Origin of the sequence: Petrotoga sp. 9PW.55.5.1 (assembly GCF_003265365.1) — a bacterium.
Lineage (GTDB): Bacteria > Thermotogota > Thermotogae > Petrotogales > Petrotogaceae > Petrotoga.
The window spans coordinates 1-15702 of the sequence record NZ_AUPM01000005.1 but is presented as its reverse complement, the minus strand read 5'-3'; the positions used below and the strand labels follow the sequence as shown (position 1 = coordinate 15702).

Genomic DNA, 15702 nt, shown 5'->3' with positions numbered 1-15702 from the left:
CGTAGAAGGGGAATAGAACCGACTACCCCCGTCTGCAGCGCAAAACGCTGCATCCACCCTTTCAAGGAAGGGAAATTAAACCATTTTATAATTGATAAATTTCTGAAAACTTTTCTTTAATGTAATCAACAAAGTATTTGGGATTGAGTGTTTCACCTGTAGCTTTTTTTAATAACTCCTCTGGTTCATACATCTTCCCATATTTGTGAACATTTTCTATCATCCAATTGAGGATTTCATCAGACTTTCCATCTTCTAATTGCGAAGAATAATCTTTGATATCTTTTTTTAATTTATCAAATAATTGAGCACTATATAAATTACCAAGCATGTAAGAAGGAAAATATCCAAACTGGCCATTTGACCAATGTACATCCTGCAAAACTCCTAGAGAGTCATTAGGAGGAACAACACCTAAATACTCTTTCATTTTTTCATTCCAAATGGTTGGTAATTCGCCAACATTTATTCTATCGTTTATTAAAGCTTCTTCTAATTCGAATCTCATCATAATATGAAAATTATAAGTTACCTCATCTGCTTCTGTTCTAATAAAATCTTTTTTTACGATGTTGACTCCTTTATACAATTCTTCTTCTGTAACTTCGTCAAAATCAGGAAATATTTTCCGGAGTTTTTTAGCAAAGAACTTCCAAAAATACGGACTTCTTCCTACAATATTTTCCCAAAATCTCGATTGTGATTCGTGTATAGCCATAGAAGCGCCCGAATCCAAAGGGGTTTCGAAGAATTCTTCAGGAATATGTAGTTCATACAGTGCATGTCCTCCCTCATGAATTGTAGAAAATAGCGAATAACGTAAATCTTTATCATTGTATCTAGTTGTTATGCGTACATCCATTGGACCAATTTTAGTAGTAAAAGGATGAGCAGAAATATCCATTCTACCTGAATCAAAATCAAAATTCATAAACTTTAACGCTTCTATTGAAAGTTCTTTTTGTTTCTCAACATCAAAATTTTTTTCATAAAATTCATGTCTTGGCTCTTTTCCATTTTCAAAAAGCTCCCTGATAAAAGGAGATAATTTTTCTTGTAGATACTTAACGGTTTCTTTCAAACTTGTAGTTTTTAAATTAGGTTCGTATAGGTCTAAAAGAGCATCATACCTATTCTCTTCATATCCTAATGCTTCTGCTTCTTCCTTTTCTAAAGAAACAATCTCCTCTAGATATGGCTTAAAAATAGAAAAGTCACTTTCCTTCCTAGCTAATTGCCAAAAATGCGTTGCTTTAGACGTTGTCTCTGCAATCTTTCTTACAAGTTTTGAAGGTATTTTTTTGAATTTATCGTATCCTTTTTTACTAACTTTTACTGAAGCTTGATCATATTCATTTAAATTGCCAAAAATTGAGTCTTTAGAAAAATAATCCAAGTATTCTCCCATTCGATCTGAAATAGACATTGTAAATTCTAACTCTGTTAATTCCCCTAATGCTTGAGATCTATATTCATAAGCATTTTTGGGAGCATGAGTTTCTAAATCCCAATAGATCAAAGAGATAGCTTGTTGATACCTAGCAATCTTTGATATATATTCCTTGAATTCGGTTAATTTATCCATTTTTATCCTCCTCCATAAAAAAGTTGGTTATGCTAATTATATCAAAATTCTTGAAAGAAAAGAACTTTTATTGTATAATTGGAAAGATCGAAAAGATGAACATAACCAACGAAGATTTATTTTTGCAATGGGTAACATAGGAGTTGGCGGAAAGTTATTATCAGAAAGTCATAAATAGTAAGACATTGTAAAAAACGCCCTAAAAGGGCGTTTTTAAAAAGCATAAACGGAGGTTAACTATGAATTATTTATTAACTCTTGCTTCTGGAATTCTGACTGGGTTGGCTATGCCAGGTAACCTATTTTCTTTTCTGATATGGATTTCAATGGTTCCCTTTCTTAAAAATATGGCAAATTCTAAAACTCATTATGAAAGGTTATTTCACACGTTAATATACTCTTCCTCCATGCTTGTTACAACGCTTTGGTGGTTACTTCCAACTTTATCAAAAAATATTCCTCAAATCTTAAATAATTATCCTCCTTTCATCGGTTTTTTAGGATTTATTGGAATGATTGTATTACTTATCATTCCTTATCTTCTGATATGGCTTTTGGCAGAACTTTATCATAGAAAAGATCGTAACTATAATTATTTATCTCTTGTTTTTTTCTATTCCTTTGCTTATACAAGTGCTGAAATATTAAGGGGTTTTGGGGATTTAGCTTTTATGGGCGGGAACTTATCTTACGCACTATACGATCATACTGGAATAATACAACTTGCTTCTATTTTTGGCTCTATTGGCTTAACTTTTTTAATAGTTCTAGTTAACTCTTTGCTAGCTTTTGATAGTTCAAGGGAAAAGATTCCAAAAATACTTATGATATTTACTGCGGTTTATCTTATTAATTTTGCTATAGTAAGGTATTTACCAGATATAAACTATTCAAACGGCTCTATAAAAATAGGAGTTGTTCAAACTAATGTCCCTCAAGAAATTAAATATACATCAAATATTCAGGAAGAATATGCAACCTTTTCAAAAAATATTCAAGAGTTTCAAAACAGAGATGTAGATCTAGTGGTATTCCCAGAGTCAGCTTTTTTACAAGATATATCAAGCAGCGATATAATAACTTTTATAACTAGGGATATTCAAAATCTATACAAACCTGTAATTTACGGATCTCCCAGAAAAGAAGGAGAAAATTATTATAATTCTGCATGGATGTACAATGAACATGGTTCACTGGTTAATACTTACGACAAAATAAAATTAACCCCTTTTGCTGAGTTTTTGCCTTATGATACATTATTCGGTAATTTCGATGCTTTTAAATTATTAAGTTTTTATACCCCGGGAGAAGAATTCAATACTTTTGAGATAAATGAAAACAAACTTGGCGTTCAAATCTGTTTTGAAACTTATTTCCCTGAAATATCAATAAATCAAGTAAAAAATGGAGCTAATGTTTTAATATCAATAACAAACGATGGGTGGTTTAACTCAAAAACAGCTTTATTTCAGCATTTTAGTCAAGGTGTTTTTAGAGCAGTTGAAACAAGAAGAGATTTTATTCAAGTTTCTAATACAGGCATAACTGGATCTATTGATAAATACGGAAGAATAACTAATCAGTTTGAAGTTAAAGAAGAAAAAAGTGGAATTCTTTTTGCCAATCCCAACGAAAATTTAACTTTTTATACAAAAGCAGCCGATATATTAAAAATTCTGTTTTTTGTTGGAGCATTATTATTAGCTATATTGTAAGAAAACTAATACCCATATTCCAAATCGATTAGATCTTTTGGCTCCCCATTTTCTAAAAAACTTTTGATGTTTTCTATAGTTCTATCTATACTATACTTAGTAGCATCTGTATTGTATCCTGCAACGTGAGGAGACAGTACTACGTTATCAAAGTTGTGAATAGGATAATTAGAAGGTAATATGCAAGGTTTATCTTTTGATGGATAATTGTACCAAACATCTATGGCAGCACCAGCTATTGTTTTTGAGGCTAATGCATCATACAAAGCCTTTTGATCTATTACATCTCCTCTTCCAACATTGATTAAATATTTTCCTTGCATCTTCGAAAAAGCCTCTTGATTTATAAGCCCTTTTGTGTATTTTGTTAAAGGTAAAGTCACGAAAATAATATCGCTATTTTGAATCACATAATTTAAATCATCAGTTATTTCATCTACATAATCAATTTTCATTTCTAAATTTCGCTTATAACCAATCACTCTGCAATCAAAGGCTTTCAACATTTGTGCAAGGTTTCTTCCAATGTTTCCTAACCCTAAAACCCCACATCTTTTACTTTGTATTGATACCCACGAATTTTTTACACTTTCCCCAGCACTAAATCCATGCCAAATTCCTTTTTCCAAATCTTTGTGATATACGACAATCTTACCCAGAAGAGCAAAAGCTAAAGACAAAGCTTTTTCAGCAACAACACGTGCGTTACCGTGACTATTTGAAACCATAATTCCTTTTTCTTTCAACAATTCTAACGGTAGTTGATTAACTCCAGCATAAGGAACAAAGATAACTTTTAAATTCTCAAACTTTTTTAATAAACTTTCAGTAAGGTTCTCCCCGTATACCACAGCATCAACTTTATTTATGATTTCTGGTAAGTCTTTTACATCTTGCCAATTAATAAACTCTGTTTCTGGAAATAATTTTTTTATTTCTATGATTTTATCTTTCCAATATGAATTCAATTTGTTCATAAATAATATATTCATTTTTCCCCTTCTTTCATAGTCCAGTATAAGATACTAAAACCCTCTTATGTTTCTGCTTAATATGATTCAACCAGTTCTCTCTTTCAACGACAATCAATTATGTTCTAATACGGAGAATAGGAAATAGAATTAGGTTATATTATATACTTTGCCATTTTTTATAACAGTTTCAGTATGGTTAACACCAAAGTGATATATTAGATAATCTAAATTTGGAACATCAAAGATTATTATATCTGCTTTTTTCCCAACTTCCAAACTACCTACTTTATCTTCCAGTTTAAGAGCTGATGCAGCGTTTATTGTTACTGAAGTTATTATTTCTTTGGGTGTCATGTTCATTTTGATAGCTCCAAAACTCATTACGAGTTGTAAGTTTTCCGTTGGAGAGCTTCCTGGATTATAATCAGTTGATAAAGATATTGGTAATCCCAAATCTATCATTTTTCGAGCGTTTGCATATTTGTTACTTTGCAAGTAAAAAGTTGTAGTAGGGAGAAGGGTTGCAACGACATTTTTTTCAGACATTTTTTTCATACCTTCTTCGCTTGTTCCTACTAGATGGTCTGCTGAAACACAGCCAAGTTCTGCTGCTAGTTCGGCTCCTCCCAAGGGTTCTATTTCATCTGCATGGATTTTCAAAAGTAGGCCATGTTTTTTTGCTTCAAGAAGTATTTTCCTAGATTGCCCTATAGTAAAAACACCCTTTTCACAAAATACATCACAGAATTCAGCCAACTTATACTTGGCAACATATGGAATCATTTTTTTTGTTATTATGTCTACAAATTTATCAACATTGTTTTTATATTCCTTTGGAATTGCATGGGCACCTAGAAATGTGGGTACTAAGTCTACAAGATGATTTTTATTCAATTCTTGTATAACCTTTAATTGTTTAAGTTCAGTTTCAAAGTCATCGAGTCCATAACCACTTTTTGCCTCCACGGTTGTGACACCGTATGAAAACATTCTATTCAAACTTTTTTCAGCTTTTTTATACAACTCATCGAAAGTTGCTTTTTTTGTAGCTTCAACAGTGTCGAATATTCCACCACCTGATTCTAATATTTCTAGATACTTTTTACCTTCTAATTTTTTTGTTAATTCGTATTCCCTAGAGCCACCATGTACAAGATGAGTGTGAGAATCAATCAATCCAGGTGTTACTGTTTTTCCTTTTGCGGATATGATTTTAACGTTTTTTGATATGGGAATTTCTTTCGGAAGTTCTCCTTCTCCAGCGTAAATAATTTTATCGTTAGAAACAGCTACGATTCCATTATTAATTAAACCAACATTAGACATTTCCTCTTTTTTTCTTGCTCTATTTGGTCCTTTCATAGTTATTAGATTGGATATTTCTTTTATTACCAAAGTTGCCTTTTTTTCCATTCTCAATCACCAAATATTCTGTTTTCTAAAACTTGATCCGAACTAAAGTTTTCTAATTTTAAGAAATAATCAGCAGTATCTACCAAAGCCTTTAGAGGGGCAAGACCTACAATCTCACTTCCAATTACATTCACCCCGTATCTGTTAGCTTCGTTTTCAATTACTTGAAAAACTCTGAAAAGAGGCGTTTTTGTATAATCAACCATGTTCATTGAAACTTGAACTATATTTCTTTCTTTGATTTCAAATCCTAATGCTTTACAGTATTTAAACCCCCCACTTTTTCCTCTCACAGCCTTGGCTATTTTTTTTGCAATTTCTATATTGTTAGTGCTTAGATTAACATTAAAAGCTATCAAAGGCATTCTAGCTCCAACAGCTGTAACGCCCGCACTTTCGTGTGGTTTATCGGGGCCAAAATCAGGTTTAAATTCTTCTCTTTTAAGTTTTTCGAACATTCCTTCAAATTCACCTTTTCTTACTACAGACAAATCTTCTCTTTCAGGCCTTGTAGCTGATTTTTCATATAATATTACAGGTATATTAAGTTCTTCTCCGATTTTTTTTCCTAGTTTTTTAGAATATTCAACGCATTCTTCCATTGTTATATTTTTTATCGGAACCAATGGAATCACGTCAGTGGCACCCATTCGAGGATGCTCGCCTTTATGAGTTCTTAAATCAATCAATTCTGAAGCCTTTTTACAACAGTTAAAAGCTGCTTCAATGACTTTTTCAGGTTCTCCTACAAAAGTAACAACACTTCTGTTATGATCTTTATCCATAGAATAATCTAATAGTTTAACCCCATCTTGTTTTCTTATCTCATCAACAATTTTCTCTAACTTTTCTTTATCTCTACCTTCACTAAAGTTTGGAATACATTCAACTATTTTTTTCAACTTTTCATTCCTCCAATCCTGATTTGTTATAATATTTAGCCACTAATTCTTTTACCATATTTTTATTTGCTATGTAGGGAATGGTTATATGATCTGTATTTTTATTTTCCTTATTGTAGTTTATGCATGTTTGAACAGAATGTTCATTTTTTGCCCATGACCTTCTTGCAACACCAACCATAACATCCCATGGGATAGCACTTTTAATTATTTTATCAACTCTTTCACTTCCATCTAAAACTAATCCAAAACCACCATTTATAGCTTTTCCTATACCAACACCACCTCCGTTATGGAGGGTTACAAGGCTCATGCCTCTTGCTGCGTTCCCTGCAAAGTCGTGAGTAGCCATATCAGCCATTATGTTGCTTCCATCTTTAATATTGGCAGTTTCTCTAAAGGGAGAATCAGCGCCGCCAGCATCATGATGGTCCCTTCCAATCATAATTGGTCCAACTTCTCCTTTTCTAACCATTTCGTTAAACCTCAAAGCAATGTTCATTCTTCCTATCGCATCTTGGTAAAGGATTCTAGCTTGAGTTCCTACCACAAGATTGTTTTTATCTGCGTCTCTAATCCAGATATAGTTATCTTTATCTTGACCTCGTCTATTTGGGTCTATACATTCCATAGCCGCTTTATCAGTTTTTAATAAGTCTTCTCTTTTTCCGCTTAGGCAAACCCATCTGAATGGACCGTAACCATAATCAAATATTAATGGCCCCATTATATCTTCAACGTAGGAAGGAAATATAAAACCTTCGCTTTCATCTTTCCCATTTTTTGATATTTCTTTTACACCTGCATCGAAAACCGCTTTCATGAAACTATTTCCATAATCAAAAAAGTAAGTACCTTTTTCGACCAAGGTTTTTATAAGTTCAAAATGATGTTTTAGAGATTTGTTTACTAATTCAATAAAAGTGTTTTTATCGTTTTCTAATAGTTTATTCATTTCTTCATGGGTTAACCCTTGAGGGCAATATCCCCCATCGTATGCTGCATGGCAAGATGTTTGATCTGATAATAAATCTACTTTTATGTTTTTTTCGACTATATATTCAAGTAAATCAACGATATTTCCATAATATCCTATTGAAATAGGTTCGCTCTTTTTAATGTATTGAAAAGCTTTTGAAAAAACTTCATCTAAATCATTGCTGTAAGTTTTTAACCATCCTTGTTTGAGTCTTGTTTCTATTCTTGAAAAATCAACTTCCGCTATTATTCCAACACCTTTTGCAATTTCTATAGCTTTTGCTTGAGCCCCACTCATGCCTCCTAAACCAGAACTGACAAACAATTTTCCTTTTAGATCACCTTCTTGAGGTATTCCCAATTTTAATCTTCCTGCATTTAGTAAAGTGTTGTAAGTTCCATGAACGATACCCTGTGGACCTATATACATCCAACCACCAGCTGTCATTTGACCATAATTGGCAACCCCCATGGCCTGGGCTTTAATCCAATGTTCTTGATCATCAAACATTCCAACCATTAGGGCATTGGTTATTATAACTCTTGGACTATTTTTAGATGATCTAAACAATCCCAAGGGATGCCCCGAAGCAACTACCAAGGTTTGTTCATCGGTTAAAACTTCTAAATATTTTTTAATGAGTCTGTATTGCATCCAATTTTGACAAACTTGCCCTGTTTCTCCATAAGTTACCAGTTCGTAAGGGTATAAAGCTACATCAAAATCTAAATTATTATCAATCATAACTTGAAAGGCTTTTCCTTCTATGCATTTACCTTTACACTCATCGATTGGCTTTCCTTTAATATTCCCTTTTGGTCTATATCTATATCCATAGATTCTACCCCGTGTAAAAAGTTCTTCTAGAAATTCAGGAGCTACTTTTTCATGTAACTTTTCAGGAATGTATCTTAAGGCGTTTTCAAGGGCTATTTCTATCTCACGTTTTGATAAATTCAAGGGTCTTTTTGGTGCCCTTCTTATTCCTTCGACAAATTCAGGCATTTCTGGTAGTTCATCATCTAATTTAATTTTCATCGCTTCAGAAATATCAAAATTATTCAACATAACAATTTCCTCCCTTATCTTAAAGTGCCTATCGTTTTTTCTACTTCCTTAACAATAACACCAGACTCTATTATACTTTCGCATTTGTTTATATACTCATACATAACCTTATCTTCTGTTAATTTTGGAATTTCATTTCTTACTAAATTATAAACTATTTCTGTTCCTTTACTCAAACCATTCTTACCTCTTAAATCGATAGCTTGGCATGCACAGAGTAATTCCATTGCCAAAACCTTTCTCACATTGTTGAGTATGGTTCTTGCTTTTCGTGCAGCTATTGTGCCCATAGAAACGTGATCTTCCTGATTTGCAGAGGAAGGAATGGAATCAACGCTAGCAGGATGAGAAAGAACTTTGTTTTCAGAAACTAAAGAGGCCGCAGAGTATTGAACGAGCATAAAGCCAGAGTTAAGACCGCTTTTTTCTATCAAAAATGGGGCTAGACCACTAAGATTAGGATTAACCATTCTTTCTATTCGTCTCTCTGAAATATTTGCAATTTCAGATAAAGCTATGCCTAGAAAGTCCATACTTAATGCAATTGGTTGACCATGAAAGTTTCCGGCGGATATAGCTTCTTCTTCTTCGGCAAAAATCAAAGGATTATCTGTTGCTGAATTAATTTCTATTTCAAGTACTTTTTTTATATAATTAACAGCGTCTTTTGAAGCTCCATGAACCTGAGGGATACACCTTAAAGAATAAGCATCTTGAACGCGGATTTCTCCCTGGTGGGATGCCATTTTACTTCCTTCTAATAGTTTTCTTAAATTATATGCACAATCTCGCTGCCCATTATGAGCTCTGAGGTTATGAACCTTCTCATCGTATGCCTCAACAATCCCATTCAAAGCTTGAATAGTTAAACAAGAGATAATATCAGATGTTTTTAAAAGTTCAATACTATCATATATACTTAAAGCAGCAATTGCTGTCATGATTTGAGTCCCGTTAATTAGAGCAAGACCTTCTTTTGCAGCAAGATCGATTGTATCTATTTCTGCCAATTTCATTGCTTCTTTACCAGAAAATATTTTACCGTTATAATAAGCTTCTCCTTCCCCAATCATGGGTAAGACCATATGAGCTAACGGAGCTAAATCTCCACTTGCACCTAAAGACCCTTTCTCTGGGATGATAGGATGAACCTTCTTGTTTATCATTTCTACAAGTGTATTCAAAGTTGAGAGTCTAATTCCAGAATATCCTTTTGCAAGAGAATTTGCTCTTAATAACATAATTGCCCTAACAATTTCTATATCTAAAGGGTTTCCAACACCACAAGCGTGACTTTTTATCAAGTTTCTCTGAAGTGTTTCTGTTTTATCTTTTGATATAAAAACATTACAAAGTTCGCCAAATCCTGTAGTTACTCCATAAACAATCTTTTCTTCTTCTAAAAATTTTTCAACTAAATTTCTTGAATCTTCTATCTTCTTAATCGCAGTGTTATCTATTTTTACTTCATAAAAAATTCTCGAAACATTGATAACATCTTCCAACGTTAAATTATTCCCATCTATACAAACTCTGTTCAAATTTAAGACCTCCAGTTAAAATGGCAAATATTATATCAATAAAATTATAACACCATGAAAAAAATTTCTCACTTCTGAATAAAAAGAATTATTAACAATTAGCAGTAACTAGAGACAATTAAATGCTAATAGCTAAATAATTATCAAAAATAATTAATGTAAATTTTATAAAAATTAAGAAAAAGTTTCTTAATCTAAAATAATTACCAATAATCGCTGGTAATATTAGTTGATTGGATAAACTTACTATTGACAACAGTTAAATTGGTACTATATAATTGGAACATAGATAAATTTTCGGAGGCTTAAAAATGGGTGGTAAAAAAGTTGAAATAGGTAAGAATATAAACAATAATATCTTGGAGCTGTTATAGGAGCCATTGTTATGGCAAGTTTGGATAACGGAATGAGTTTAATGAATGTTCCTGTTTTTTGGCAATCCATAATAAAGGGTTTAGTATTAATTTTTGCTGTTTGGTTTGATGTTGCAAGTAAAAGAAGAGAAGCATAAATTCATATTAATGATTGAATGGAGGCTTTAAAATGGCAGAATACTTTAAAGAAGTAAAAAAGATTAGTTTTAAAGGCAAAGAATCAAAGGATCCATTAGCTTTTCACTATTACAATCCAGAGGAAAAAATTGGCGATAAAACTATGGAAGAACATTTAAGATTTTCCGTTGCTTACTGGCACACTTTTGCTGCGGAAGGAAGAGATATGTTTGGTGTTGAAAGTGCAGCTCGACCCTGGAATAGTTTTTCTGATCCTTTGGATAGAGCTTTAACAAGGTGTGATGCGGCTTTTGAGTTTATGAGTAAATTAGGAGTAAAATATTTTTGCACTCATGATAGAGATTTGGTGGACGAGCAAGAAACGTTGAGAGAAACCAACAAATTATTGGATAAAGTAATAGAACATGTTAAAGAAAAGATGGAAGAAACAGGTATTAAATTATTATGGGGAACTGCAAATCTTTTCACCCATCCTAGATTTATGCAAGGGGCAGCTACGTCGTGTGATGCAGATATTTATGCTTATGCAGCAGCTCAAGTTAAAAAAGCCTTAGAGATTACTAAAGAGTTAGGTGGAGAAAATTACGTATTTTGGGGTGGAAGAGAAGGGTATGAGACTCTCCTAAATACGAATATGGAACTTGAACTTAATAATCTTGCCAATTTCTTACATATGGCTGTTGATTATGCTAAACAAATAGGTTTTAATGGTCAATTCTTAATCGAACCTAAACCAAAGGAGCCAACTAAACATCAATATGATTTCGATGTTGCCAATTCTTACGCTTTTTTACAAAAATATGATCTTGATAAATATTTTAAATTTAATATTGAAGCTAATCACGCTACTTTAGCTGGTCATACTTTTCAACATGAATTAAGATATGCTAGAATTAATAATATATTAGGTAGCTTAGATGCCAATATGGGTGACTTATTACTTGGCTGGGATACAGATCAATTTCCAACCAATGTTTTTGAAAATGTTTTAGCCATGTATGAAATACTAAAAAATGGAGGAATAGCTCCAGGTGGCTTGAATTTTGATTCTCACGTAAGAAGACCATCGTATGAGGATATTGATCTTTTCTACGCGCATATTGCTGGAATGGATGCTTTTGCATTAGGCTTAAAGTTAGCCAATAAGATTTTAGAAGATAAAGTGTTGGATGAATTTGTTGAAAAGAGATATAATACATTTAATAGTGGGGTTGGTAAGAAGATAGTTGATGAAGAAACTAATTTTGAAGAGTTAGAAAGTTATATAATTGATAAAAAAGTATCTCTTCCAAAATCAGGAAGACAAGAATACTTGGAAAACTTAGTTAATAGATACATATTTGGATAATTATTAAACGGGAGGAAATTACTTGAAGATAAAAAAAATCAACGCTGAAAGAATGGGGTATTCAAACAAATTAATGGTCTTTAACTTAATACGATATTCTCCTGGGATATCGAGAAACGAGATAACAAAATTAACTGGTCTAGATAAAAGTACAGTTACGAAGATTACGTATGAACTAATTTCAAGAGGTTTGGTTGAAGAGGGAGAGAGAAAAAGTTCAAAAAGCCCGGGAAGAAAACCAATAAGATTGGAAGCTGCAAAAGGTATTGCAGCTTCCATTATAGTTAAAGTTGGAGTTGAAAAGACGATTGTTGGATTAGGTTTCCTGAATAATTTTATAGAAAAGATTGTCGAATTTGAAACTCCTAAGAATTTCAATACTTTTATAGATAAACTTACATTTGAAGTGGATAATATATATAAAAATTCAAATGGCCATAACATTGTAGGTATTTCCTTTTCATTTCCTGGTATGATTGATAGAAAAAATTTGATTATAGAGTATGTTCCACATTTTAACTGGTCAGATATAAAACTTAAAGATGTTTTTCTGAAGGAATTACCTTATTGGGATAAACCAATTTTAGCAGCTAATGAAGCGAAATTAGCTCTTCAATCTGAAATTTATTTTAACGAAGAAATATCTAACCTTAATAATGGAGTTTATATTTTCGTTTCACAAGGAATCGGTGGTGCTATATTGATAGATGGGAAAATTCATCTTGGTTCTAATTATACAGCAGGTGAATTTGGCCATATGAGTATTCAGGAAAGTGGAGAAAAATGTTTTTGCAATAATCAGGGTTGTTGGGAGACTTTTGCATCAATTGATACTATAACGAAAATTTATGAGTATAGTAACGGGAAATTAAAAGGTGCAACTTATGAAGAAAAATTTAAAAACCTATTAGAAAAGTCAGAAAAAAGATCAACTAATTCTTATGAGATTATGAATCAAATGTTGTATTATTTAGCTGTTGGAACGGTTAATCTAATAAATATTTTAAACCCAGAGTTTGTTATAATTGGTGGTTATGGATATTTGTTCCCTGATAAATATTTAAAACAAATTGAGCACACTATCAGAGAAAGAGCATTAAAACCTTCTTTAAAGTCATTAGGAAAGATTGTAAAATCTAGTTTTGATATAGAAACTGCTTGCTTAACAGGAGCAAATCTTAGAGTTATGGATGAATTTGCTGAGAAAGCTGTGATTTAAATGAGGTGATTAATTTGCATAAATATCTTGGTATAGATGTTGGAACTACAGCGGTAAAGGCTTTGGTAGTTTCAGAAAAAGGAGAATTAATAGATAGTTATTCAAAAGGATTGGAAATGAATGTTCCAAAAGCCGGGTGGGCAGAGCAAGATCCCAAAAATTGGTGGGAGAAAGTATATGAAATATTGCTTGAAGTTAGCAAAAAACATGAAATAAGTGTAATAGGTTTTTCTGGGCAGATGCACAGTTTAGTTACTTTGGATAAAGAATATAACGAAATTAGACCAGCAATTCTGTGGAATGATCAAAGAACATCTCCTCAGTGTAAGAAAGCTACCGATATGTTAAATGGAGAAAAAAATGTGATTGCTAAAATTGGGAATCCATTTCTTGAGGGGTTTACCTTTCCAAAAATATTATGGATAAAAGAAAATGAACCTGAAAATTTTTCAAGGATAAGAAAAATTCTTTTGCCAAAAGATTATATTATATTTAAACTTACAGGAAATATAGGCATTGATTATTCAGATGCATCGGGAACGGCTTGTCTGAATATTAAAACTAATTATTGGGATGAAGAAATATTAGCAAAATTTGAAATAGATATCGATATAATGCCTGAATTATATGGGTCTTATGAAATTCGAGGAGAATTAAAAGAGAATTTAAAAAGAGAGTTAGGATGGAAAAACGTTAAAATTGTTTCAGGAGGTGCGGATAACGCATCAGCTTCATTTGGGATAGGAGTTTCAAAAATTGGAGAATCAATGGTTAGTATTGGAACTTCAGGGACAGTTCTTACTATAACAGAGAAAAAACAACCAGATCTCTCAGGAAAAATTCATTATTTTAACCATGTGATGTATGGAGAACAATATTATATGGGAGTAATGTTATCTGCTGCTCATTCTCTTAATTGGGTAAAAAATAAATTTTTTCCTACATCGGATTGGGAAGAAATAGAAAGTAGAGTCAACCAATCTGTACTCGGATCTAACGGTATCATCTTTTTGCCATATTTGAATGGAGAAAGAACACCTCATAGAGATCCAAATGCAAGAGGAGTTTTTTTTGGAATATCTTCTTTGAATACTGAAAATGATATTTTAAGAGCAACGATGGAAGGTATAACTTTTGGTTTAAGAGATTCGTTTGAACTTATAAAAGAAAAAACAGATATAGAAGACATAAGAATAGTAGGGGGAGGGGCAAAAAACAAAACATGGGCAAAAATAATAGCCACCAATTTTAATATGCCTATAAAAGTTCCTCAAATAGATGAAGGTGGAGCATATGGAGCTGCAATGCTTGCAGCATTAGGAGATAATCAACAACTTGAAGATGTTTTAGGTTGGATAAAATTTAAAGAAATTATAGAGCCTGATAACAATAAAAAAACTATTTACGATAAGTACTACGATCTACACAAAAAACTATATAATTCATTGAAAGAAGATTTTAAAATACTGGCTCAAATACAAGATTTATAACAAAAAAGCGGCATATGCCGCTTTTTTTATTATGATTAATTTTTAGGATAATGTAGCTCTTATCATCCATGAATTCTTTTCGTATTCTTTTAAGTAACCAATTAGCATATCTGCTGTACTTTCATCGCTGTGTTCTTGAGCTAATTTTATAAGGTTTCTTGTTTCATTTATTAAAGTATAAAAGTCTTCTAGTACTATCTCAAGTGCTTCTAACCCATCATAAGCTTTACTTTCTATTTCTTTTAAATTTGAGTTATTAGCATATTCATTAAGTTTTACCAAAGGTCTGTAGCCTAAACTAAGAATTCTTTCAGCTACTTCATCTATTTGTTCAGAAGTCGTGTCATAGAATTCTTCAAGTTTTTCATGGATTTTGAAAAAATTCTGTCCTTCAACATTCCAATGTAAATTGTGAAGTTTTGCATGTAAAACTTGTAAATTAGAAAGATAAGAATTTAAAGATTTTGAAATTTCCTCTCTTGCTTTTTCATTTAATCCAATGTTCAAATTAGTGTTTTTGATCTTTTCCATCTTCAACCACTCCTTTTCGTTTTTTATATCTTATTAGTTTCATCATCATCATAATAATAACAAATAATTGTTAAATAATGAATCTCTGTTATTATATTAACAAACGATATAGTTACTTTCATTTTAACCATAATAGATTGTAATGGATTGTCATCGAAAGAGTGAACTGGAAGGACATGATATCATTTCAAAGACATCTAATTATGATCGAACACGCCCCTTTTTGAATGGAAATTAACTTCAATTTCCCTCTTGAGAGGCCTATTGATTTTAATTCCCCTTTTTGAAGGGGTGGCTGTGACGCTTTTTGTCACAGACGGGGTAGTTGCTTTTGAACTGGATTTTCAATTTGCTAAAAGCAAATTTAAGAGTGACTACCCCGTCTGCAGCATAAAACGCTGCATCCACCCCTTCACAGAAGGGGG

The 15702-nt window shown here is 32.2% G+C and carries 11 protein-coding genes and 1 pseudogene; 5 read left to right on the top strand and 7 right to left on the bottom strand.

The window, feature by feature from the left end; translation table 11 throughout:
• Positions 1–85: 85 nt before the first annotated feature.
• Positions 86–1585 carry a carboxypeptidase M32 gene (locus PW5551_RS01165; protein ID WP_113073728.1) on the bottom strand — a complete coding sequence of 500 codons (1500 nt, stop codon included), beginning with the start codon at positions 1583–1585 and terminating at the stop codon, positions 86–88.
• Positions 1586–1824: 239 nt separating this feature from the next.
• Here PW5551_RS01165 and lnt point away from each other — a divergent pair, with 239 nt between their 5' ends.
• Complete coding sequence (gene lnt, locus PW5551_RS01160; protein ID WP_113073726.1) at positions 1825–3300, top strand: apolipoprotein N-acyltransferase; 1476 nt, start codon at positions 1825–1827, stop codon at positions 3298–3300.
• Between the two features lie 5 nt (positions 3301–3305).
• Here lnt and PW5551_RS01155 read toward each other — a convergent pair whose 3' ends face one another.
• The 5 genes from PW5551_RS01155 to hutH all read right to left on the bottom strand — a co-directional run bounded on the left by PW5551_RS01155 (position 3306) and on the right by hutH (position 10177).
• The gene (locus PW5551_RS01155; RefSeq protein WP_113073724.1) at positions 3306–4292 is read right to left on the bottom strand and encodes a 2-hydroxyacid dehydrogenase; all 987 of its coding nucleotides are present in this window, start codon (positions 4290–4292) and stop codon (positions 3306–3308) included.
• Between the two features lie 129 nt (positions 4293–4421).
• Positions 4422–5687 carry an imidazolonepropionase gene (hutI, locus tag PW5551_RS01150; protein WP_113073722.1) on the bottom strand — a complete coding sequence of 422 codons (1266 nt, stop codon included), beginning with the start codon at positions 5685–5687 and terminating at the stop codon, positions 4422–4424.
• Between the two features lie 2 nt (positions 5688–5689).
• Positions 5690–6589, bottom strand: coding sequence for a glutamate formimidoyltransferase (gene ftcD, locus PW5551_RS01145; protein WP_113073720.1), 900 nt, complete (start codon positions 6587–6589; stop codon positions 5690–5692).
• Between the two features lie 4 nt (positions 6590–6593).
• A complete protein-coding gene (locus PW5551_RS01140; RefSeq protein ID WP_113073718.1) occupies positions 6594–8636 on the bottom strand; it encodes a urocanate hydratase in 2043 nt (680 codons plus the stop codon).
• 14 nt (positions 8637–8650) lie between these two features.
• Complete coding sequence (gene hutH / locus PW5551_RS01135) at positions 8651–10177, bottom strand: histidine ammonia-lyase (RefSeq protein WP_113073716.1); 1527 nt, start codon at positions 10175–10177, stop codon at positions 8651–8653.
• A gap of 361 nt (positions 10178–10538) precedes the next feature.
• On the opposite strand from hutH, the pseudogene PW5551_RS10410 reads away from it, so the two are divergent.
• The 4 genes and pseudogenes from PW5551_RS10410 to xylB all read left to right on the top strand — a co-directional run.
• Positions 10539–10688 (top strand): annotated as a pseudogene (locus PW5551_RS10410) (sugar ABC transporter permease); the annotation flags it as partial.
• Between the two features lie 32 nt (positions 10689–10720).
• Positions 10721–12037 carry a xylose isomerase gene (xylA, locus tag PW5551_RS01125; protein ID WP_113073714.1) on the top strand — a complete coding sequence of 439 codons (1317 nt, stop codon included), beginning with the start codon at positions 10721–10723 and terminating at the stop codon, positions 12035–12037.
• 22 nt (positions 12038–12059) lie between these two features.
• Positions 12060–13256, top strand: coding sequence for an ROK family transcriptional regulator (locus PW5551_RS01120; protein WP_113073712.1), 1197 nt, complete (start codon positions 12060–12062; stop codon positions 13254–13256).
• Positions 13257–13261: 5 nt separating this feature from the next.
• Complete coding sequence (xylB, locus tag PW5551_RS01115; RefSeq protein ID WP_113073710.1) at positions 13262–14746, top strand: xylulokinase; 1485 nt, start codon at positions 13262–13264, stop codon at positions 14744–14746.
• 42 nt (positions 14747–14788) lie between these two features.
• Here the strand turns inward: xylB and PW5551_RS01110 are convergent, their stop codons facing one another.
• Positions 14789–15277 (bottom strand): Dps family protein, encoded by a 489-nt coding sequence (locus tag PW5551_RS01110; protein WP_113073708.1) that lies wholly within the window; start codon positions 15275–15277, stop codon positions 14789–14791.
• Positions 15278–15702: the final 425 nt, after the last annotated feature.

Bases quoted from the DNA above. Each gene is read 5' to 3' on its own strand.
- PW5551_RS01110 (WP_113073708.1), bottom strand. From the start codon at position 15,277: ATGGAAAAGATCAAAAACACTAATTTGAACATTGGATTAAATGAAAAA.
- lnt (WP_113073726.1), top strand. From the start codon at position 1,825: ATGAATTATTTATTAACTCTTGCTTCTGGAATTCTGACTGGGTTGGCT.
- PW5551_RS01155 (WP_113073724.1), bottom strand. From the start codon at position 4,292: ATGAATATATTATTTATGAACAAATTGAATTCATATTGGAAAGATAAA.
- xylA (WP_113073714.1), top strand. From the start codon at position 10,721: ATGGCAGAATACTTTAAAGAAGTAAAAAAGATTAGTTTTAAAGGCAAA.
- PW5551_RS01165 (WP_113073728.1), bottom strand. From the start codon at position 1,585: ATGGATAAATTAACCGAATTCAAGGAATATATATCAAAGATTGCTAGG.
- hutI (WP_113073722.1), bottom strand. From the start codon at position 5,687: ATGGAAAAAAAGGCAACTTTGGTAATAAAAGAAATATCCAATCTAATA.
- PW5551_RS01140 (WP_113073718.1), bottom strand. From the start codon at position 8,636: ATGTTGAATAATTTTGATATTTCTGAAGCGATGAAAATTAAATTAGAT.